Here is a 21,430-nt window from a genome sequence, read left to right on the forward strand (position 1 = left end):
CAACATCCTCTGCAATGTGCGCCTCACCCCGTCACACACCCCTGCGGCACCTTCCCAGCAAAACTGTCCACCAGACTCGCCACCACCATCTCCCCCATCCGCGTGCGGGTCTGCAACGTCGCACTCGCCCGGTGCGGTTGCAGCACCACCTGCTCATTGCCAAACAACGCCTCGGGCACGTGCGGCTCATCGACAAACACATCCAGCGCCGCGCCGGCGATTTCCCCGGCGGTCAGCGCCGCCACCAGGTCGGGCTCGTTGACCAATTTGCCGCGGGCCACGTTGATCAGGTAACCGCCCTGGCCCAAGGCGCGCAACACCTCGGCATCGATGATGGCTTCAGCCTTGTCGGCGGCCGCCGCGAGGATCAGGGCATCGCTGTCGCGAGCCAGTTGCTTGAGGTCGGCGACGAAGGTGTGGTTCACGTCGCTCATCGGTTGCAGATCGGTATAGCTGATCGGACAACCGAACGCCGCGGCGCGGGTTGCCACGGCGCGACCGACCCGGCCCATGCCGACGATGCCGATGCGCATGCCGGACACCTGCCGGGCCAATGGCAACGGAGCCAGTGGCGTCGGGCTCTGGGGCCATTGGCCGGAACGCACGTAGCGGTCACCGGTGCACAGCCCTCGGCACACGGCAATCAACAGGCCGATCGCCAAGTCGGCGACGTCTTCGGTCAGCGCGCCGATGGTGGCGGTCACGCGGATTCCGCGATCCCGGGCGTAGGCCAGGTCCACCGCATCGGTGCCCACGCCGTTGACCGCCACCACTTCCAGTTGGGGCAGTTGCGCCATGAGCGCCTGGCTGATGCCCGTATGCCCACCGGTGATCACACCGCGAATGTTGGCGCCGTGCTCTTGTAGATAGGCTTGTTTGTCAGCCTGTTCGAAATAGCGCCGTACCGTGAACAGCTCGTTGAGCCGGGTGTTGATTTCAGGGATCAGGATCGGGCTGAGCTGCAAGACTTCTGGCTTCATGGAGACCTCGTAATAGGAAAAACTGATTCAAGTGCAATCAGGCGTGCTCGCCACGCATGCACACCTTCAAAAATGAACAGCGCGCTGGCTCAACCGCGACCGGCAAACGGCATGGCCGTGGCCATGACGGTCATGTTCAAGACGTTGGCCGACAACGGCAGGCCCGCGATGTAGCGCACCGCGTCGGCCACATGCTTGACGTCCACCATCGGTTCCACCGCGATGCTGCCGTTGGCCTGCCGCACGCCCTTGGTCATGCGCACGGACATTTCGGTGAGGGCGTTGCCGATGTCGATCTGGCTGCAGGCGATGTTGTATTCGCGTCCGTCCAGGGCCAGGGATTTGGTCAGCCCCAGCACCGCGTGTTTACTGGCCGTGTAGGCGCTGCTGAACGGCCGTGGGGTGTGGGCCGAGATCGATCCGTTGTTGATAATCCGCCCACCCTGGGGCTGTTGCCGGCGCATCAGGCCAAAGGCACCACGGGCGCACAGGAAAACCCCGTTGAGGTTGGTGTCGATCACGTTTCGCCACTGCTCGAACGTGAGTTCATCCAGCGGCACGGCGGGTGCATTGACGCCGGCGTTGTTGAACACGACGTCCAGGCGTCCATAGGCCTCGGCGATGGCGGCAAACAGTGCATCGACACTGGCCGGATCGCGCACATCGGTGGGCACCGCCAAGGCTTCGCGCCCCTCGCAGGCCGCCAACTCGACCAATGCCTGCAAGGGCTCGGGGCGGCGCCCGGCCAGCACCAGCGTGTAGCCGTCTGCCATCAGGCCCAGGGCCACCGCTCGGCCAATCCCGCTGCCGGCGCCAGTCACCAGAGCCACTTTCAATGTGTTGGACATGTGGATTCTCCCTTCTCGAATTCAGTCAGATGAACGCGGACCGACGCGCATTTCCAGTTCGCCGATGCCATCGATGCCGGCCGTGATGACATCCCCCGGCTGCAGCACATCGACACCTGCCGGGCTGCCGGTCATGATCAGGTCGCCGGCCCGCAGCGCCACCGATTGGGAGATGCGGGCGATCACTTCACTGACCGACCAGATCTGGCTGTCGAGGCTGTCGCGCTGGCGCTCTTGACCGTTCACGTTCAGCCACAACTCGCCTCCGGGGTGCCCCGCCCGCGACACTGGCACAATGGCCGTCATCGGCGCGGCGCCGTCAAACACCTTGGCACCCTCCCACGGCAAACCGTTGCGCTTGGCCTCACGCTGGACATCACGCCGGGTCAGATCCAAACCTGCCGCATAGCCCCACACATAGGCCAGCGCCTGGCTCTCAGGGATGTTGGCGCCGCCCTCCCCGATAGCCACGACCAATTCGATTTCGTGAGCGAACTCCTCGGTTACCGATGGAAACGTCACGTCGCCGGTCGCCTCCACCACGCAACTGGCAGGCTTCATGAAAAACACGGGGGGAACTCGGGATTCCCCCTGGGTATCGGGCCAAGGGTAGTTGCGACCGACGCAAAAGACCCGGCCGACGGGAAAACGCTGCGGAGTGCCGACAACCGGTAGGGTCACTGGCAGGTCCGGGGTAAAGACATACTCGGGCATGTTCATCCTGGTAAAAGTCCTGATGGAAGCGTCAGCGTACGGCGGCAACCCCTGGCTAAGTTGGAGGAATGCCGCCTCGTATTGGAGAAAAACAGCTTTTTTCCGGGCTCAGCGCGCCTTGAGTTCAATGCGATACAAACGGCCAAGCAGCAACGAATAGGACAAGGTGCCGATCAGCGCCACACCGCCGATGAACCAGAAGGCCAAGGCAAATGAGCCAGTCTTGTGAACGATCGCGCCAATCACGATGGGGGTGACAATTCCGCCGATGTTGGCCGCCAGGCTGGTGATCCCGCCGGTCAGCCCGATCAGTTCCTTGGGCGCCACTTCCGACACCGCCGCCCACGAGGACGAAGCGATGCCCTGGGCAAAGAAGGCAGTTGTCAGCACGGCGATGCAGATCACGTTCGAATCGGTGAAATTCACCAGCACGATGGACATGCCCAGCATCGAGCCGACCACCAGCGGCAACTTGCGGGCAAAGGACAGCGAATAACCGCGGCGTATCAGCAGATCGGAGACAATCCCGGCGAGCAGGATTCCTACTGTCGCGCCCACGAACGGCAGCACGGCGAAGATCCCGGCCTTGATCATGGTCAATTGACGTTCTTCGATCAGGTACGTGGGGAACCAGGTGAGAAAGAAGTACAGCGCCGAGGTGCTGGCGAACTTACCGATGCAGATCGCCCAGACCTGCCGATAGCTGAACAGCTCGGCGATCTGGCGCCAGTTGAACCGGGTTCGCTCTTGGCTGCTCTTGACCAGTCCGCCCCCGGCTTCGATGTACTTGAGTTCTTCCTTGCTGACCTTCTTGCAGTTCATCGGGTCGCGATACAGGAACAGCCAAGCCACACCGAAAACGATGCCGAGCGCACCGGTGCTGTAGAACACATGGCGCCAGTCGTAGGTAGTCGCCAGCCACAGCAGCGCACCGGTAAACAGCGCCGTGCCCAGGTACTGGCCGCAGACGTAAATACTGCTGGCAAGGCCCCGTTCACGCGCCGGGAACCACACCGTGACCGCCCGGCTGTTGGCCGGAAACGCCGGCGCTTCCATCGCACCGACCGCCAGGCGCAGACCGAACAGCGAAGCGAAGCCCGTGGCAAAGCCTTGGCACACCGTGACGGCCGACCAACTGATCAGCGACACCCCGTAGGTGAACCGGGAACCGAAGCGATCGGCGATGAACCCGGCGGGTACCAGCGCAATGGCGTAGGTCCAGGCAAACGCAGAAAAAATCAGCCCCATCTCGACCTTGTCCAGGCCCAGGTCCTTGGCAAGGAAGGGTGCGGCAATCGAAATATTCACTCGATCGATGTAGTTGATGATCGTCGCGATCAGCAGCAACGACAGCATGAACCAACGCCGCCGCGACGGCAGGCGCTCAGGCACCGCGGCGTCCCGGACGCTGGCAATTTGGGAGGTGTGGGAATTCGACATGGTGGACCTCATTATTGTTAGAAGCGTCGAAATGTTTACGAGCAGCCGAAATCAATGCCCTCGATGCCGGGGCAGAACAATCGCTACAGGAATGAGAGGCGCGAACAGCTGGTGTCAGGTGCTCAAAGAGGCCTTGCAACAGGATCTGTCGCAGGAGCAGTCGGGAGGGTCAGGGTGAAACAGGAACAGGCTCATGATGTGCGCACCTTTGATTGTTTTTGGATGGAGGGGCGGGTTGCGTGACCCAACAGTGGTCGTACAACCATTCAAAATCAACTGAGGTGTTAGATCATTTTTCCCGGTTGAAACCGTGTCCAAGAAACCTGTCCAAAAAAACAAGATCGCTGAGTTTTTTAGAAGCGCTTTCTAAATAAACATAAGTAACTGTTTTTAAAGGATAAATACTATAAATACGAATTTGTCGTTTTGGACAACCAGCCGCCATCCTCGGGCCACAGAAAATTCAGCCCAGGAACCCCGTCATCGTATAACGCCTTGAAAATCGGCCAGATGCACCGTCACAATCATCGTCACCGCCATGCCCCGCAAAGGATTCCCAGGAGATGTCATCACCGAGCCGAGTCCCCACTTATGTCATGCAGCAACGCAGCGAATTGACGGACTTCTACATCCGCGACAAAAAGGGCCGACGCGCCGAAACCAGCCCGCATCGCCATGAGTACTTCCAGATCCAGATCAACCTCGGTGGCGACACCGTGCAACACATTGGCAACGTCGAGCGTCCGTTTCCACGCAACACCCTGGCCTTCATCCTGCCTCACCGCGTGCATGTGATTCCGCACCCGGCGGACAGCAACTTCATGGTGATCAATTTTTCCCAGACGTTCCTGTTGCCACATTTGCAGTGCGACCCGATGGACCTGGAAGAAGTCTCGATTCTGCTGGCGCCGGAACTCTCGCCGTTTCGTTTCCAGGAGCATCTGGACTTCATTCTCGGCGACGACGATTTCGCCAAGGTGTGCGCGTTGATCACGCAGATGCGCGCGCTGGACGAGAATCGACAATTCGGTACCCGCGAGATGCTCAAGGGCTTGTTGCTGCAACTGATCGGCAGCGTCTGTACCTTGTACGCCGAGCCGCTCAAGCGCTTGGCCGAAGAAAACGCCGCCGAAGTCAGCCGACGCGATGCGCTGGGCCGAATGTCCGAATACCTGCGCAAGAACATCGCCGACCCGGACCTCAACCTCATCAAAGTGGCGGCGGCGACCTACCTGTCGCCGACGTACCTGACCCACTGGCTGCGCAAGGAAATCGGCAAGACCTTTACCGAACTGGTGCTCGAACGTCGCATGCATGCGGCGCGCAATTACTTGCTCAATGGCACACGGCCTGTGGGCGAAGTGGCGAGGTTGTGCGGTTTTGCCGACGAGGCTTATTTTTCCAGGCGTTTTCGCCAGATACATGGACAGCCGCCGGGGCAGTTCAGGCGCCAGCAGTTGAATCCGGACAGTCCGCAGTTGCCGTTGAACAATGGCTAGGGACTTCCAGGCCTTGAGTCGGCGTAGCCAGGTTGTCTGTGTCGCCTTCCTGTGAGTGCTTCGCACTCAAGCGGGAGCAAGCTCCCTCGCCACGGACGCATTGCCACTCTAAAAATCAACGCAGGATCAACACCGCCGCTACCGCTATCACACTGATCGAACCCACTCGCCATGCCATGGGTCTGCTTCTGTATGACCTCTTTGGAATCTGTTCCTATGTCCCCACACCAAAGCCTCGTTTTCCTGGCACGAGGTGGCTACGCCGCTCGAGGCGTTATTTACCTGATCATGGGTATCTTCGCCCTGCTGGCGGCTCGCGACTCAAGCAATCCGAAAGACAGCCACAGCAGCCTGGAAACGCTGTTGAGCCAGCCCTTCGGCCATGCCCTGGTGGGTCTGGTGGTGATGGGCCTGCTCGCCTTCGCCGGATGGCGCGTGTTGCAGGCCACTCGCGATGTCGATCATCACGGCAAGGAACTCAAGGGCCTGGTGATCCGCGCAGGCTTGCTGGCGGGCGGGCTCATCAACGGCGCGCTGGCGTTCTTCGCGTTGAGCCTGCTCGTCAGCGGGCTGAAAAGCTCCGGCGGCTCCGGTGGCGGACAGACCCAGGACCTGCTGGCACGCCTGCTGTCCTGGGACCATTCGAACCTGCTGATCTACCTCATCGCCCTGGTGCCCTTCGGAGTGGGCATCGCTCACATCATCAAGGGTTGGAAGGCGTCGTTCGAGAAGTACTTTGAAGCGGACGAAGACGTCATGCGCTATGTGCGCCCGGTATCGCGCTTCGGTCTGATCGCCCGCGGCGTCGTCTTCATTGAAATCGCCCTGCTGCTGAGCATCAGCGGCTCGACCTACAAGGCCATGGACCCACCCGGCATGAAAGACGCCCTCGACGCGCTGCAGAACCTGCCGGCTGGCGGTGTGCTCTTGATGGCGATGGCGCTGGGCCTGATCGCTTTTTCGGCCTACAGCTTTGCCGAAGCCGCCTGGCGCAAGATCAACATGGATGTGCCCGGCATGTCGGACACATAGCGCTGACTTATTTCTTCGCAGGTTCTACGCGACGCATAAGATCGTTCAACGCGTAGGTGTCCAGAAAGGCCTGTACCTCGGTGACCTGGCCGTCCTTGAATGTCATATGCCACAAGTAAGTGTTGCGGTAAGGCTTACGATCCAGGGCCGTTGCCTCACCGTTCCACAGCACCACCACGACATCGTCCTCGGCGACAATGCTTTGGACAGTGGGGGAAATAGGCGTCGCCAGCCGCGCAGTGATGGGCCTTACGGCTTGCTCCATTAAATCGGCCTTGCTGCTATACACGCCTGAAACCGGGCTCGACCCACTGACAGTCCATATGGCGCCGGGCGCCAGCAAGTCGAATACCGTGCCTTTGCCCTGCTGCCAGTTCGTGAACGCCTGGCGCACCAGGTCCGTATTGGCGTGAGTCACTGTTTCCGATGCCCAGACGGGGCTCGATGAAACGATCCAGGACAAAGCGACAGCCTGAAGGCTCGAAGCCAAACTCATCCGCGTAGTCATGATGTTTTCTCTCCAGCAATGCAGTCGATAAAGGGGAACCTTAACGGCATGCGCTTGGCGGCTGTTGCTCGATGCTGTTGCAGATTTGCCTGATGCTGTTTGGCGAAGGGGCTGGGCGGATAGTGTCGAGATCGCTATTTTTTCAGACGGCAGAAACCACAAAACCCCTGGTTTCTTGGGAAACCAGGGGTTTTGTGTGTATCGAATTTGGCGGTGAAGGAGAGATTCGAACTCTCGATACAGTTTCCTGTATACACACTTTCCAGGCGTGCTCCTTAAGCCACTCGGACACTTCACCGTATCTCGGCAAACTGTTCAGTCTGTCGAGGCGCGCTAATGTAGTCGAAAGCTTTTCCGATGGCAAAGGTTTTTTTCAGAATTTTCATGCGGTTAAGCTTCGTTGGGCATTTCAAACGCGTCTGGGCAGGGCAAACCGGCCAATCTTCGGGGCTGTATACAGGCAAGGCTCTATAGATGAAGGCTTGGTGGGATGGGCGGGCCAGGCTGTTTACGGGGCTTGGGGCTGACCGGTGAGTCAGTCACGGTGCTTTACCTGGCCTGCGGCGGTGGGTAACGTCTGCGACACTTCTCTTACAAGGAATAGCGTCATGAGCGACTTGATTGCTTACCATCTCGAAGACGGTATCGCGACCCTGACCTTGAACAACGGCAAGGTCAATGCCATCTCGCCGGATGTGATTGCCGCGTTCAACGCTGCGCTGGACCAGGCGACGGCGGATCGGGCGGTGGTGATCATTACCGGGCAGCCGGGGATTCTGTCGGGTGGCTATGATCTGAAGGTGATGACCGCCGGTCCCAAGGAAGCGGTAAGCCTGGTCACGGCCGGCTCGACGCTGGCCCGTCGCCTGTTGTCGCACCCCTTCCCTGTCGTTGTCGCTTGCCCCGGGCATGCGGTGGCCAAGGGGGCGTTCCTGCTGCTCTCGGCGGATTACCGCATTGGTGTGGAAGGGCCGTTCAGCATTGGCCTGAACGAAGTGCAGATCGGCATGACCATGCACCACGCCGGTATCGAGCTGGCGCGTGATCGCCTGCGCAAGTCGGCGTTTCACCGTTCGGTGATCAATGCCGAGATGTTCAATCCCCAGAGCGCTGTGGATGCGGGCTTCCTCGACAAGGTGGTGTCGGCCGAGGAACTGCGAGGCGCGGCCCTGGAAGCAGCCCGTCAGTTGAAGAAAATCAACATGTCCGCCCACAAGAACACCAAGCTGAAAGTTCGCAAGGCCCTGCTGGAGACGCTGGACACTGCGATTTTGCTGGATCAGGAGCATATGGGCTGACGCTTGTAGGAGCTGTCGAGCGGAGCGAGGCTGCGATCTTTTGATCTTTCGCTCCGGACTCAATTGCTAAGGGAAAGATCGCAGCCTCGCTCCGCTCGTCAGCTCCTGCGGGCCCACAGATGCCCCCCCTAGAGCGGGGCTTTTTCCTACGCGCGTCGTTTAAAAGTCCGCAACCGCTCTAGGCCGCTTCCATCACGCAATGTGGAAACATGCGCTTAAACATCATCCATTTCCTACCTCTATAGGGGCAATTGCCGAAAACAGTGCACATCCGTACACTGCGCCACCTTTTGTCCCGATGGGGCCTGTAGATGCTGTTTGTATTGCGTATGTTGTTGATGGGCCTGCACTTTGTCCTGGCGGGTGTGCTCGGGGTGATTCTGGGTCTGTGCAGACCGTTCAATCCGGACAACAGCCGTTTATGCGCAAGGCTGTACGCTTTGCCGGCCATGTGCATCTTGCGCCTGCGGGTCCGGGCGCAGGTCGACACCCTGGTGGATAAGCCCAACGGCTGCGTGATCATCGCCAACCATCAATCCAACTATGACTTGTTCATGTTCGGCAACGTAGTGCCGCGCCGCACTGTGTGCATCGGCAAGAAGAGCCTGAAATGGGTGCCGCTGTTCGGGCAGTTGTTCTGGCTGGCAGGCAATGTGTTGATCGACCGTGGCAACGCGATCAAGGCACGACGGTCGATGCTGACCACCACCCATACGTTGCAGCACGAGGACACCTCGATCTGGGTTTTTCCGGAAGGCACGCGCAATCTGGGCGAAGATCTGCTGCCTTTCAAGAAAGGCGCATTCCAGATGGCAATCGCCGCCGGGGTCCCGATTATTCCGGTGTGCGTCAGCAGCTACATCAAGCACATGCGCCTCGATCGCTGGCGCAGCGGTGACATCCTCATACGCTCGTTGCCAGCGATTCCTACGGCCGGATTGAGCATGGATGACATGCCCCGGCTCATCGCCCAATGCCGTGAACAAATGCGTGAATGCATTGCGACAATGGACCGGCAGTTACAAGCCGCGTAATGGAAAACCCGCCCCTCGGCGGGTTTTCTTTTGCCGCCGAACTCCGCAGATTTTGCTGACTCTCAAGCTACAGGGCGCGCTAAGCTGAGCGTTGCCTGCCACTGCCATTTTCCAATAAGAAGTGAACCACCATTATGGGTAGAGTCGTTGCTGCTGCGGTCTACAGCGCCGGTAAGAAAGTCACCAATATCACCCTCGACGAAGGCAGTGCCTGGGCTGCCAAACCTGGTCATTTTGTGTGGATCGGTCTCGAAGAGCCCAGTGCCTTGGAGCTGACCAATCTGCAACGTCAATTCAACCTGCACGAATTGGCCATCGAAGACGCCATGGAGAAGCACAGCCGGCCCAAGCTGGAGACCTTTGGCGATGCGCTGTTTATCGTCACGTATTCGCCGATACGCAAGGACGGCAAGCTGCAGTTCATCGAAACCCATATCTTTGCCGGCAAGGGCTACATCATCACCGCTCGCAACGGTCATTCAGCCTCCTACGCACACGTCCGACAACGTTGTGAGGCACGTCCGCTTTTGCTGAAACATGGGGAAGATTTCGTCCTCTACGCCATCCTTGATTTCGTGATTGAAAACTATCAGCCGATGGGGGAAGCCATTCACGCCGAAATCGATGAGCTGGAACGCAACGTCATGTGCAGTTCCCTGAACGAGCGGGATATCCAGAACCTGCACAGCTTGCGCCGCGACGTGTTGCGCCTGCGTCGCTACGCGGCACCGATGGTGGAGATCAGCGAAGAGTTGCAGCGACTCGACTTCCCCTTCATCGATAAGAACATGAGCCCCTATTTCCGCGATGTGCAGATCCATGTCACGCGGCAAATGGAAGACCTGGCGACCCTGGCCGACATCGCCAGCCAGACCATCGAAGTCGGCGTGCTGCTTGAGGCGTCGCGCCAGAGCGTGGTGCAGCGCAAGTTCGCGGCGTGGGCGGCGATCCTGGCGTTCCCCACGGCCGTGGCCGGGATTTATGGGATGAACTTCCAGGACATGCCGGAGTTGAGTTGGCAGTATGGGTATTTCGCGGTGCTGGGGGTTATTGCGGTGGGATGCTCCTCGTTGTGGTGGAGCTTCAAGCGATCGGGATGGTTGTAGGCAAGCGTTTTTCGAGGGTGTCTGGTGGCATTCATCGCGAGCAAGCTCGCTCCCACAGTTGTTTCGGATTGGGGTCTACCCAAATACCCTGTGGGAGCGGTGATCGTTAGCCTTGGGTGGTTTCGGCCTGCGGCTTGTGTGCGACGAAACGCATCATCCACTCCGCCACCGTGGTGCCATGATGCTCGTGGGCCAGGCTTGCCATGCCCTGGCTGTAGATCTGTTCGCCGAGGTGCTGCTGACGAATCTCCAGCAAGGCCCGGGAATAATCGTGGATGAACTCCGGGTGGCCCTGGAAGCACAGCACCTGGTCGTTGATGTGATAGGCGGCGAAGGGGCAGAAATCGCTGGAGGCGATGACGGTCGCGCTTTCTGGCAGTTGAGTGACCTGGTCCTGATGGCTGATCAGCAAGGTCAGCTCTTCCATCACCGGGCTCATCCACGGCGCCTTGGCGGCGAGTTTGTAGCGATGGGTGCCGACGCCCCAGCCTTGGGTGGCGCGTTCGGTCTTGCCGCCCAGCAACAACGCCAACAACTGATGGCCAAAGCACACACCGAGCAATTTATCGCCCCGCTGGTAGCGCTCCAGCAGGTAGGTCTTGAGGGTTTGAATCCAAGGGTCGGTGCCGAAGGAGTCAGCCTTGCTGCCCGTCACCAGATAAGCGTCGAACACCTCGTCATCGCTGGGGTAATGCCCCTCCATCACGTTGTACACGATGAATTCGGCGGCGATGGGCTGCTGTGAAAACAGGCGCTGGAACATCTGCCCGTAACCCTGATATTGGTCGACCAGTTCCGGACGCAGGATATCGGTTTCCAGAATGCAGATGCGTAGCGACATAAAAAATACCTGACACGATGATGGGAATATTGCACACCCCAGAGCCTGCCCTGAAACACGGTTCCAAGGCAAGCCCCTTTCCCCTGGTCTGTCAGAACCGTTCGTGCCGGGCGGCTTTCTCCAGCAACAGGGCCGGCGGTGAGAAGCGCTCGCCGTATTGCTCGGCCAGATATTGGGCGCGACCGACAAAGTCCTGCAGGCCGTATTGGTTGATGAATTGCAACGCACCGCCGGTCCAGGCCGCGAAACCAATGCCAAAGATCGAGCCGATGTTGGCATCGGCCGTCGACGTCAGCACCCCCTCTTCCACGCAGCGCACGGTCTCCAAGGCCTGGATGAACAGCAGGCGATCACGGATATCCTGGGGCGAAATCTGCCCATCGGCTTGCTCGAAGCGGCTCTTGAGCTGCGGCCACAGGTACTTCTGCCCGTTGGCCGGGTATTCATAAAAACCGGCGCCGGCGGCCTTGCCCGGCCGCTTGTATTCGTTGAGCAGCAAGTCAATCACGGCGAATGCCGGGTGCTCAATCGGCGTTTTGCCTTCTGCGTGCAGGTCCTTGGCGGTTTGAGCGCGGATATGGCTCATCAGGCTGAGGGAAACTTCGTCAGAGATCGCCAGAGGCCCGACCGGCATCCCGGCCTTGCGCGCTTCGGTCTCGATCATCGGCGCACTCACGCCCTCGCCGAGCATGGCGATGCCCTCATGGGTAAACGTACCGAACACCCGCGACGTGAAGAAACCGCGACTGTCGTTGACCACAATCGGCGTCTTGTTGATCTGCAGGACAAAATCGAAACCCCGGGCCAGGGTGGCATCACTGGTACGCGCGCCCTTGATGATCTCCACCAAGGGCATTTTTTCCACCGGGCTGAAGAAGTGCAGGCCGATAAACTTCGTCGGGTCCGGCACGGCCATGGCCAGGCCAGTGATGGGCAAGGTCGAGGTGTTGGAAGCGATCACCGCGTCGTCGCCCGCCACCGCCTGGGCCGCAGCCGACACGCTGGCTTTCAGGGCGCGATCTTCAAACACCGCTTCGATGATCAGGTCGCAACCGGCCAGGTCAGCATTGCTGTCGGTCGCTTGAATCCGCGCCAGCGTGGCGTCGCGCTGCTCGGCCGTGAGTTGGCCGCGGGCGACCTTTTTATCCAGCAACGCCGCCGAGCGGGCCTTGCCCTTCTCGGCGGCCGCCAGGTCGACGTCCTTGAGGACCACGGCAATGCCGGCCAGGGCGCTGACATAGGCGATTCCCGCCCCCATCATGCCTGCACCGAGCACGCCGACTTTTTTCGTCAGATAAGGCGCCACACCTTGTGGGCGAGAGCCACCGGCCTTGATCTCGTTGAGCTGGAACCAAAGGGTACCGATCAGGTTCTTCGCCACTTGGCCGGTGGTCAGTTCGGTGAAGTAGCGGGTTTCGATCAGGTGCGCAGTGTCGAAATCCACCTGGGCCCCCTCCACCGCCGCGCAGAGGATTTTCTCCGGTGCCGGCAGGCAGCCCTGGGTCTTGTTGCGCAGGATCGAGGGGGCGATCGCCAGCATTTGCCCGACCTTCGGGTCGGACGGCGTGCCGCCTGGGAGCCGATAGCCCTTTGCATCCCAGGGTTGCACGACGTTGGGATTGGCCAGAATCCAGGCCCGGGACTTGGCCAGCAGTTCCTCACGATCCTTGGCCAGCTCATCGATCAATCCGGCCTGCAGCGCTTGTTGTGCACTGACCTTCTTACCTTCGAGCAGATACGGCAGGGCCTTTTCCAAACCGAGCAGGCGCACCATCCGCACCACTCCGCCGCCCCCCGGCAGCAGCCCGAGAGTGACCTCCGGCAAGCCGAGCTGCACCAATGGCTGCTCCAGCGCCACGCGATGATGACAAGCCAGGCAGATCTCCCAACCACCGCCGAGGGCCGCGCCATTGATGGCTGCCACCACGGGCTTGCCCAGGGTCTCCAAGGCTCGCAGTTGCGCTTTAAGCAGCAGGACCATGTCATAGAATGCCTTGGCCTCGGGCTTGCCGACCTTGACCAGTTCATTGAGATCGCCACCGGCGAAGAACGTCTGCTTGGCCGAGGTGATGATCACACCGGCAATCGAGTCCTTTTCAGCCTTCAAACGGGTGACGCAAGCGGCCATGGCCTCGCGGTAGCGCGCATTCATGGTGTTGGCGCTCTGGCCCGGCATGTCCAGGGTCAGGACGACGATCCGGTCCTGGCCGGTTTCGTAACGGATGGCAGCGGTCATGAAAAATGTTCCTTGAAGGGGCTCAGAGGCGTTCGATGACGGTGGCAATGCCCATGCCGCCGCCGACACAGAGGGTCGCCAGGCCATAGCGCAGGCGACGCGCCTCCAATTCGTCGAGCAACGTGCCAAGGATTGCGCAGCCGGTGGCCCCCAAGGGATGCCCCATGGCGATGGAGCCACCGTTGACGTTGACCCTGGCGGGATCGATGGCCATGTCCCGGATGAACTTGAGCACCACCGAGGCGAAGGCTTCGTTGACTTCGAACAGGTCGATGTCCTCCACCCGCAGCCCGGCCTTGGCCAGGGCCTTGCGGGTGGCCGGCGCCGGGCCGGTGAGCATGATGGTCGGGTCGGTACTGGTGACGGCCGTGGCGACGATCCGGGCCCGGGGTTGCAGGCCCATGGCACGCCCCTTGGCTTCGGAACCGATCAACATCAGCGCCGCGCCATCGACGATGCCGGAGCTGTTGCCCGGCGTGTGCACATGATGGATGCGTTCGACATGGCTGTAGACCCGTAGCGCCGTGCCGTCGAAACCCATCTGGCCCATGGCTTCGAAACTCGGCTTGAGCTTGCCCAGGCCTTCGAGGGTGGAGTCGGCGCGGATGAATTCGTCGTGGTCCAGCAACACGATGCCATTCTGGTCCCGCACGGCAACCAGGGACTTATCGAACGAACCGTCGGCCCGGGCGCGTGCCGCTTTTTGTTGGGAGTGCAACGCATAACTGTCGACGTCCTCGCGGCTGAAGCCTTCCAGGGTGGCGATCAGGTCGGCGCCGATACCCTGGGGAATGAAGTGGCCCTGCAGGTTGGATTGCGGGTCCAGCGCCCATGCACCGCCATCACTGCCCATGGGCACCCGGGACATGGATTCGACGCCGCCGGCCACCACCAGGTCTTCGAAACCGGAACGCACCTTCATCGCCGCCAGGTTCACCGCTTCCAGGCCCGAGGCGCAAAAACGATTGAGTTGCACCCCCGCCACGCTGACATCCCAATTGGCCACCAACGCTGCGGTCTTTGCGATATCGGCACCTTGCTCGCCCACTGGCGTTACGCAACCGAGCACGATGTCGTCGACCTGGCTGGTGTCCAAATCCATGCGCTGGCGCAGGGCACTGAGCAAGCCACCCACCAGGTTCACCGGCTTGACGCTGTGCAGGGCGCCATCAGCCTTGCCCTTGCCACGAGGCGTGCGTAATGCGTCGAAAATCAAAGCTTGGGTCATGACATCCTCGAAACCACGGGGGTAATGCGACGCCTCCAACCATAAGCCCAGCGGCGCCGGATTCAATGACCACAGCGCTCAATGGCGTTGACGGGCACGCTCAGACGAACGGTAGCGAGCTATCGGGTTAACCGATTCAGGAGGGCAAGCTGTCTAGCAAAAGGGCCAGCAGGAAGGTGGCACTAGGCCTCATACCTTTTTAATAGCGATATTTACCAAGCTGATACGAATTGGATCTAAGCCAAGGCGGCTGCGGCCCCTAATGTAATCCTTGTACAAGTTAGTCGTCGGGTTTTGCCGAGGCGCTTGTCGGAACAGGAAGTGCAACGCCAGCTGTCATGGATATGCAGGCTGGTTTTCAGGACATAACAAAAAAGGCGGATCAGCCATGTTCAAACATTCGAAAGTTCGTCAAGCCGGACTCATTCTCTTTGCCACGACGCTGCTGTTGATTTTGCCGAATATCACCAAGGTGATTGGCTGAATCCTGCGCGGGGGCACCTGCTTCATCCAATACGTTGTGTCGCCAAAAAATGTGATGGGTTCACTGTTCGAGCCGCGATGGCTGTGCCAACCTTTGCAGCCCCCCCTCGACATGGAAGGCGATCGACTTGAAAGCTCTCATTGTGTTCGGGGCGTTGCTGCTCAGCACGCCCCTGTATGCCGCGCAACTGGTGTTGGAGTTGGGCGCGAGCACGCGTACCTGGCAAACCGAAGAACTGCTCAAGCATCCGGACGCTCAAACGGTCGAGATTGCTGAGGACGTTTCCTACAAGAAACCCATGAGTTATCGAGCCGTGCCGCTGACGTCATTGTTGACGGGCATCCAGCCGGACGACCACCTGCAGGCCGTTGCCTTGGACGGCTTCGCTGCCGAAATGCCCGCGGCACCATTACTCAACAAGAGCGGGGCCCGGGCCTGGCTGGCGATCGAAGACCCGGCCAGGCCGTGGCCGTCGCTGGGGGAAGGCAAGTCCAGTGCCGGGCCTTTCTATCTGGTCTGGACCGACCCGCAGGCAGGCCGCATCAGCCCGGAACAATGGCCCTATGCGGTGGCGAGCATCAAGCGCCTGTCGGCGGTGGCTGAACGCTTCCCGGCCCTGCTACCTGCGCCCAACCTGGCCAAGGACGACCCGATCAATAAAGGTTTCGAGCTGTTCCAGAAGAACTGCCTGGCGTGTCATCGGCTCAATGGCGCTGGCGATGCACAGTTCGGCCCTGACCTGAACATTCCTTTCAATCCCACCGAATACTTCTCCGGGGATTTCCTCAAGCGCTACATTCGCGACCCCCAAGGCCTGCGACACTGGCCCCAGGGCAAGATGCCCGGGTTCTCGGCAGCGGTGTTGCCGGATTCGGAGCTGGATTTGCTGGTGGGTTACTTGAAGCATATGGCGGGACGCAAGCACCCCTCGGTCCAATAATCCGCTACCACTGTGACGAGGTTGTCCCCTCAAGCCGTAGGAGCTGACGAGTACAACGAGGCTGCGATCTTTTCCCCGACGCTTGAGTTTCAAGCAAAAGATCAAAAGATCGCAGCCTTCGGCAGCTCCTACGGAGGCGAGGTTATTGTTGTTGCACCGTGATCACCGGCGCCGGAGTCACGACCAGCTTGGCATGCATCTGCTCGCCACCACCGCCGCGGCGCATGCCACGCACTGGGCAGGCGTCCAGGTAATCCAGGCCCACGGCCAGTTTCAGGTGGCGCTCCGGGCGGGCCAGTTGGTTGGTCACGTCGAAGCTGTACCAGGCGTCGTCCAGCCAGGCCTCTGCCCAGGCATGGCTCGCCAGGTGCTCGCTCTCTTCGCTGAACAGATAACCCGACACATACCGCGCCGGCACACCCAGGCTACGAGCGCAGGCCAGGAAGGCATGGGTATGGTCCTGGCACACCCCGCTACGACCGGCGAACGCCTGGGCTGCGCTGGTCTCGACTGCCGTGGTGCCAGGGGTGTAGATCATGTGCTGGTTCAACCCATGCATCAGGTCGATCAACGCGGTGCGGTCGCGACGCTGCTGGCATTGCTGCGCGGCGAAGTTTCGAAGGGCCTCGTCCGCCTCGGTCAGCCGCGTGAAGCGCAGGAATGGCAGCGCCGACTGGCTCTCGTGTTCGGCTTCGCGCAACGGATCGATATCCACCTGTCCGCGGGCGCCGATGATGACCGTTTCGTGGGGCTCATCCAGGGTCAGCACGTGCAGGATGTTGCCAAACGGATCCAGTTGCGCCCGCACCGGCCGTGGCAAATCAAGCTGCCAGCTCAGCACATGCTGGCGTTCGCTGTCGTGGGGCGTCAGGCGCAGGTACTGGATGCTGGCGCGAACCTGATCGTCATAGTGGTAGGCCGTTTCGTGGCTGATCGAGAGTCTCATATGACCTCCAGGTAGGAACTGTGAATGGTGTTGCCCAGTTCACGGACCAGTGGGATGAATTCGGTGAGCCAGGCATGCAGGCCCCCGTCGAGGATTTCGTTGATGCCGGTGTAGCGCAGGCGTGCGTCCATTTCCGCCGCCAGCCGTTGTGCCTGCCGACCGTTGGTGCCCGGCAGGCTCGCGAGAATCTGGTCGATTTCTTCGGTACAGGCACGCAGCGAGCGCGGCACGTCGGCGCGCAACAGCAGCAACTCAGCCACATGGCGAGCGCCCGGGGCCTCACGATAGATCTCGGTGTAGGCCTCGAAGGACGACAAGGCCCGCAACAAGGCGCTCCATTGGTAGTAGGCGTGGGCCGTGCCGTCGCTGACTGCGTCGGCCTGGTCACCGGCCATTTCGTAGCGGGCATCGAGCAAGCGCAGGGTGTTGTCGGCCCTTTCGATAAAGGTCCCCAGGCGAATGAACCGGAACGCGTCGTTACGCATGATGGTGCCGTAGGTCGCGCCACGAAACAGGTGCGAGCGCTCCTTGATCCACTCGCAGAAACGGCTCATGCCGTAGCGATTCAAGCCTTGCTGGCCGATACCGCGAATTTCCAGCCAGGTGGCGTTGATGTTTTCCCACATGTCGGCGGTGATTCGGCCACGTACCGCATGGGCACTGGCCCGCGCGGAACCGAGACAGCTGTAGATGCTGGCCGGGTTGGCCGCTTCCAGGGCAAAGAAATGCAGCAGGCGCTCGGCGTGCAGATCGCCGTGTCGCTCCCGGTAATCGTCCAGCGTGCCAGTGATCAGCAATGGCATGGCCAGTTCATGCAGGCCGTCGCCACGCCCGTCCTGGGGCATCAGTGACAACGAATAACTGACGTCGAGCATCCGCGCGAGGTTTTCCGCCCGCTCCAGGTAACGCGACATCCAGTACAGGTCCGAGGCGGTTCTACTCAGCATGGCAGCTCCTCAATCCTCGACCACCCAAGTGTCCTTGGTACCGCCACCCTGGGATGAGTTCACCACCAGGGAGCCTTCGCGCAGCGCCACCCGTGTCAACCCGCCAGGGACCACGCGGGTCTCGCGGCCGGCCAGCACAAACGGGCGCAAGTCGATGTGACGCGGGGCGATGCCGTTCTCGACAAAGGTCGGGCACGTCGAGAGCGACAGCGTCGGCTGGGCGATGTAGGCGTGCGGCCTGGCCTTGATCCGCTCGCGAAAGGCATCGATTTGCGCCGTCGTCGCAGCCGGCCCCACCAGCATTCCATACCCGCCGGAGCCCTGGGTTTCCTTGACCACCAGGTCGGGAAGATTCGCCAGTACATGGGAAAGCTCTGCAGGATTACGGCACTGCCAGGTGGGAACGTTCTTCAGGATCGGCGCTTCGTCCAGGTAAAAACGAATCATGTCGGTGACGAAGGGGTACACCGACTTGTCATCCGCCACCCCCGTGCCGATGGCATTGGCCAGCACCACATTGCCGGAACGGTAGGAGGACAACAGCCCCGGTACGCCGAGCATCGAATCCGGATTGAAGGCCAGTGGATCGAGGAACGCGTCGTCGAGGCGACGGTAGATCACATCCACCGCCTTCGGCCCGTCGGTGGTGCGCATGAACACTTTGTCATCCCGTACGAACAGGTCAGCGCCTTCCACCAACTCCACGCCCATCTCCCGGGCCAGGAAGGCGTGCTCGAAAAATGCACTGTTGAAACGCCCCGGCGTCAGTACCACGACGCTGGGGTCGTCCAGCGGACTGGAGCTTTTCAGGGTGTCGAGCAGCAGGTTCGGATAATGATCGATGGGGGCGATGCGCTGGGCGGCGAACAGTTCGGGAAACAGGCGCATCATCATCTTGCGGTCTTCGAGCATGTAGCTGACGCCGCTGGGCGTACGCAGGTTGTCTTCGAGCACGTAGTAGGTGCCGTCACCGTCCCGTACCAGGTCGACACCGCAAATGTGCGCGTAGATGTCACGGTGCAGATCAAGCCCTTGCATCGCCAGTTGGTATTGCTCGTTGGCCAGCACCTGTTCGGCGGGGATGATGCCGGCCCGGATGATCCGTTGTTCGTGGTAGAGGTCGGCCAGGAACATGTTCAGCGCCTTGACCCGTTGGATGCAGCCACGTTCGACCACCCGCCATTCGCTGGCCGGGATGCTGCGCGGAATAGTGTCGAACGGGATCAGGCGCTCGGTCCCCTGCTCGTCCCCATAGAGCGTGAATGTAATGCCGGCACGGTGAAACAACAGATCGGCTTCGCGCCTGCGTTGCGCCAGCAGCTCGTCAGGCGTGTCGGCCAGCCAGCGGGCAAATGCCTGATAGTGCGGGCGGACCTGGCCGTCGGCATCGTACATTTCATCAAAACCGCTGCGGATCATGCCGTGCTCCTTGTCACCCTGGCAGCAAGGCTTCGCAAGCCCCGTGCCATCGGCATAAACGCTTTATGATCAACGGGTTGGAATCTCCATTGAGAGGCCGCGCACTTTTATGGTGCGGCAAATGCCCCCAACCCGCCGCCCCCCGCTTCATTGCGACGCAGGGGCGTCGCTCTCCTGAGCATAGCCATGGAAAAACGAAGCGGCCTGGTCTGGATACAGTTAGGTACAAAACCTGGGGAAGTGATTGTGGTGTGTCAGCGGGCAAGATGCTGATCGTGCAGCCGCCATCGCGAGCAAGCTCGGCTCCCACAGGGACCCTCGGTTAGCTCACAGACATGAAAACGGCCGACACAAAGGTCAGCCGTTGCTGTGGTTGCGATGAGTGACTGTCAGGCCTGCAGGCGCCGGATCTCTTGCTTGACGCCCCAACCCTCGATAACACCCCCCAAGGGTTCGACAACTGCCTCGAAGTCTTGCTCGAAGTCGCCAATATCATCGTAAGTGGCGTACATCACCCGGCTCAGTTCCAATGACCAAGCCCCGTCGTCCCGTGCGCTGATCTGCGCGTTCAACGATTCGCCCCGAAAATGACCTGCCGCCCTGCGCGCCCGCTCCTCGTCCGGGAAAATGGCGTAGAACTCAATGGGATGGAATCGGGAAAAATCGAAACCGCCTTCTTTCATGCGGCGCAATACGCTGGTGCTGATGTCTTCTTGATAGGCTGTGCTCATGAAACGTCCTCCTAAAACCGATGGATAGACTTTCCGTCTTCCCGTGCGTGAAGCCTTCAGGCTGCAAGCGATACGGCATCAAATGGCCGTCGGGACACAAGCATGTAGCTGACAAGACCGGACCTTGGCGATCCTTTCGCTGATCTCAATTGCAGAGTAGCCGCAAGTGGTGGCCACTGCCAAGCGAGACCAGGCAACGTTTCATGAAATCGGTGTAATGCTGAGGATTTCGATACTGTTTTGGGACTTGAGGTTCTTGACTGTCGGGTCTTCGGTGCGGTCCACCAGGTCGTTGAGGTCCAATTGGCTGAGCACGGGTAGCAACCTTTCGCGGATCAGTTGGGCGGCCTGCTCCATGGTGGGTTGGTGGTCATAGTCGAACTGCTCGACGGTGGTTTCACCGTGATCGTCAATGAAAGTGATTTCCCACTTTTGCATCAGTGTCTCCTTGATCAATTCAGGGCAGGGCTTACCTTCATCTCGACATTGAGCGGCGGACAATCGTTCCGCTGGGCGCTTGGACGGCACACATGAAAAGACCGCCTCGGGGGCGGTCTCCTTTGTGGGGCCTTGGTCGATCACTTTTCGGCGCGTTCCTTCAGGGCCTTGAGGGTGTTGAACGGCGCATCCACCACGAACTTGTTCGCCAGCCAGGACGGCACGTCACCACCCGGTTCGGTGTGGACTTGATAAACGACTTCAATCTGGTCCGCGCCCTTCGGCGTGAACTTCCAGAAGCCGTCGACCTGGGCCACCCGTACGAAACCTTGCTCCTCAGGCAGGTATGTCGGTACGCCCTTGAGCTTGCGGGTCAGGCTGCCGTCGGCCCCCTCCTCGGTGGTGACTTCCAGCACCGAGTCCCGTGGTGTCACCGGCCATGGCGTGTTGAATTGGGTATAAGTCCAGCTCTTGTCGCCTTCGTGCTTGAGCAGTTTCTGGCTCTTGCACTCATGAATCCAGGCGCAGGCGCCGGGAACGTCTTCCTGCAGGGCGCGCAGCTTGGCCATGGTGGTTTTCATCACCGTCACGCCGCGATAGGCCTTGTACTTGGAGCCCGCCACTTCACTGAGGGAAACCTTGATACCCTCCTTCTCCTTGGCAACCTGCCAGTCCTCTGCCTGGGCGGTGGCCGTCGCCAGCAACACGGTCAACCCACACAACACAGCCATACGATGCAGCGAACCCATAGTTTTTTCCTT

At 60.3% G+C, this 21,430-nt stretch carries 20 protein-coding genes and 1 tRNA gene; 6 read left to right on the forward strand and 15 right to left on the reverse strand.

Going from position 1 to position 21,430, the window contains the following annotated elements; genetic code table 11:
- Positions 1-23: 23 nt before the first annotated feature.
- The 4 genes from BLU85_RS26415 to BLU85_RS26430 form a co-directional block, all read right to left on the reverse strand.
- On the reverse strand, positions 24-980 hold the full coding sequence (locus BLU85_RS26415) for a 2-hydroxyacid dehydrogenase (protein WP_060741318.1): 957 nt from the start codon (positions 978-980) through the stop codon (positions 24-26).
- An 89-nt stretch (positions 981-1,069) separates the two neighbouring features.
- Positions 1,070-1,828: an SDR family oxidoreductase gene (locus BLU85_RS26420; RefSeq protein WP_092204689.1), complete on the reverse strand. Its 759-nt coding sequence runs from the start codon at positions 1,826-1,828 to the stop codon at positions 1,070-1,072.
- 21 nt (positions 1,829-1,849) lie between these two features.
- Positions 1,850-2,548, reverse strand: a complete 699-nt coding sequence (locus BLU85_RS26425) for a fumarylacetoacetate hydrolase family protein (protein WP_092204688.1) — start codon at positions 2,546-2,548, stop codon at positions 1,850-1,852.
- 102 nt (positions 2,549-2,650) lie between these two features.
- Positions 2,651-3,982 carry an MFS transporter gene (locus tag BLU85_RS26430; RefSeq protein WP_092204687.1) on the reverse strand — a complete coding sequence of 444 codons (1,332 nt, stop codon included), beginning with the start codon at positions 3,980-3,982 and terminating at the stop codon, positions 2,651-2,653.
- 563 nt (positions 3,983-4,545) lie between these two features.
- On the opposite strand from BLU85_RS26430, the gene BLU85_RS26435 reads away from it, so the two are divergent.
- Together BLU85_RS26435 and BLU85_RS26440 are read left to right on the forward strand one after the other, a co-directional pair.
- Positions 4,546-5,481, forward strand: coding sequence for a helix-turn-helix transcriptional regulator (locus BLU85_RS26435; protein ID WP_092204686.1), 936 nt, complete (start codon positions 4,546-4,548; stop codon positions 5,479-5,481).
- Between the two features lie 216 nt (positions 5,482-5,697).
- Positions 5,698-6,513: a DUF1206 domain-containing protein gene (locus tag BLU85_RS26440; protein WP_092204685.1), complete on the forward strand. Its 816-nt coding sequence runs from the start codon at positions 5,698-5,700 to the stop codon at positions 6,511-6,513.
- A gap of 7 nt (positions 6,514-6,520) precedes the next feature.
- Here the strand turns inward: BLU85_RS26440 and BLU85_RS26445 are convergent, their stop codons facing one another.
- Positions 6,521-7,021 carry a nuclear transport factor 2 family protein gene (locus BLU85_RS26445; protein ID WP_256572897.1) on the reverse strand — a complete coding sequence of 167 codons (501 nt, stop codon included), beginning with the start codon at positions 7,019-7,021 and terminating at the stop codon, positions 6,521-6,523.
- Between the two features lie 208 nt (positions 7,022-7,229).
- Positions 7,230-7,319 (reverse strand) — tRNA-Ser (locus BLU85_RS26450).
- A gap of 310 nt (positions 7,320-7,629) precedes the next feature.
- Here BLU85_RS26450 and BLU85_RS26455 point away from each other — a divergent pair.
- From BLU85_RS26455 to BLU85_RS26465, 3 genes are all read left to right on the forward strand, one after another.
- A complete protein-coding gene (locus BLU85_RS26455) occupies positions 7,630-8,319 on the forward strand; it encodes a crotonase/enoyl-CoA hydratase family protein (RefSeq protein ID WP_092204684.1) in 690 nt (229 codons plus the stop codon).
- Positions 8,320-8,630: 311 nt separating this feature from the next.
- A complete protein-coding gene (locus BLU85_RS26460; protein WP_092204683.1) occupies positions 8,631-9,353 on the forward strand; it encodes a 1-acylglycerol-3-phosphate O-acyltransferase in 723 nt (240 codons plus the stop codon).
- Between the two features lie 134 nt (positions 9,354-9,487).
- A complete protein-coding gene (locus tag BLU85_RS26465) occupies positions 9,488-10,459 on the forward strand; it encodes a magnesium and cobalt transport protein CorA (RefSeq protein ID WP_092204682.1) in 972 nt (323 codons plus the stop codon).
- 106 nt (positions 10,460-10,565) lie between these two features.
- On the opposite strand, the gene BLU85_RS26470 is transcribed toward BLU85_RS26465, so the two are convergent.
- The 3 genes from BLU85_RS26470 to BLU85_RS26480 all read right to left on the reverse strand — a co-directional run bounded on the left by BLU85_RS26470 (position 10,566) and on the right by BLU85_RS26480 (position 14,764).
- Positions 10,566-11,300, reverse strand: coding sequence for an amidotransferase (locus tag BLU85_RS26470; RefSeq protein ID WP_092204681.1), 735 nt, complete (start codon positions 11,298-11,300; stop codon positions 10,566-10,568).
- A 91-nt stretch (positions 11,301-11,391) separates the two neighbouring features.
- Positions 11,392-13,536: a 3-hydroxyacyl-CoA dehydrogenase NAD-binding domain-containing protein gene (locus tag BLU85_RS26475; protein ID WP_092204680.1), complete on the reverse strand. Its 2,145-nt coding sequence runs from the start codon at positions 13,534-13,536 to the stop codon at positions 11,392-11,394.
- 22 nt (positions 13,537-13,558) lie between these two features.
- The gene (locus BLU85_RS26480) at positions 13,559-14,764 is read right to left on the reverse strand and encodes an acetyl-CoA C-acetyltransferase (RefSeq protein WP_092204733.1); all 1,206 of its coding nucleotides are present in this window, start codon (positions 14,762-14,764) and stop codon (positions 13,559-13,561) included.
- 611 nt (positions 14,765-15,375) lie between these two features.
- On the opposite strand from BLU85_RS26480, the gene BLU85_RS26485 reads away from it, so the two are divergent.
- Positions 15,376-16,188, forward strand: coding sequence for a c-type cytochrome (locus BLU85_RS26485; RefSeq protein ID WP_092204679.1), 813 nt, complete (start codon positions 15,376-15,378; stop codon positions 16,186-16,188).
- 142 nt (positions 16,189-16,330) lie between these two features.
- Here the strand turns inward: BLU85_RS26485 and BLU85_RS26490 are convergent, their stop codons facing one another.
- The 6 genes from BLU85_RS26490 to BLU85_RS26515 form a co-directional block, all read right to left on the reverse strand.
- Complete coding sequence (locus tag BLU85_RS26490; protein ID WP_092204678.1) at positions 16,331-17,134, reverse strand: transglutaminase family protein; 804 nt, start codon at positions 17,132-17,134, stop codon at positions 16,331-16,333.
- Positions 17,131-18,081 carry an alpha-E domain-containing protein gene (locus BLU85_RS26495; protein ID WP_092204677.1) on the reverse strand — a complete coding sequence of 317 codons (951 nt, stop codon included), beginning with the start codon at positions 18,079-18,081 and terminating at the stop codon, positions 17,131-17,133. Before BLU85_RS26495 ends, BLU85_RS26490 begins: the two co-directional genes overlap by 4 nt.
- 9 nt (positions 18,082-18,090) lie before the next feature.
- A complete protein-coding gene (locus tag BLU85_RS26500) occupies positions 18,091-19,500 on the reverse strand; it encodes a circularly permuted type 2 ATP-grasp protein (RefSeq protein ID WP_092204676.1) in 1,410 nt (469 codons plus the stop codon).
- 389 nt (positions 19,501-19,889) lie between these two features.
- Positions 19,890-20,231: a ribonuclease E inhibitor RraB gene (locus tag BLU85_RS26505; RefSeq protein ID WP_003179463.1), complete on the reverse strand. Its 342-nt coding sequence runs from the start codon at positions 20,229-20,231 to the stop codon at positions 19,890-19,892.
- A gap of 201 nt (positions 20,232-20,432) precedes the next feature.
- The gene (locus BLU85_RS26510; RefSeq protein WP_092204675.1) at positions 20,433-20,669 is read right to left on the reverse strand and encodes a hypothetical protein; all 237 of its coding nucleotides are present in this window, start codon (positions 20,667-20,669) and stop codon (positions 20,433-20,435) included.
- Between the two features lie 140 nt (positions 20,670-20,809).
- Positions 20,810-21,418: an START domain-containing protein gene (locus BLU85_RS26515; RefSeq protein WP_092168574.1), complete on the reverse strand. Its 609-nt coding sequence runs from the start codon at positions 21,416-21,418 to the stop codon at positions 20,810-20,812.
- Positions 21,419-21,430: the final 12 nt, after the last annotated feature.

It is taken from the genome of Pseudomonas sp. NFACC14 (assembly GCF_900106885.1).
GTDB classification, from domain to species: Bacteria; Pseudomonadota; Gammaproteobacteria; order Pseudomonadales; family Pseudomonadaceae; genus Aquipseudomonas; species Aquipseudomonas fluorescens_AA.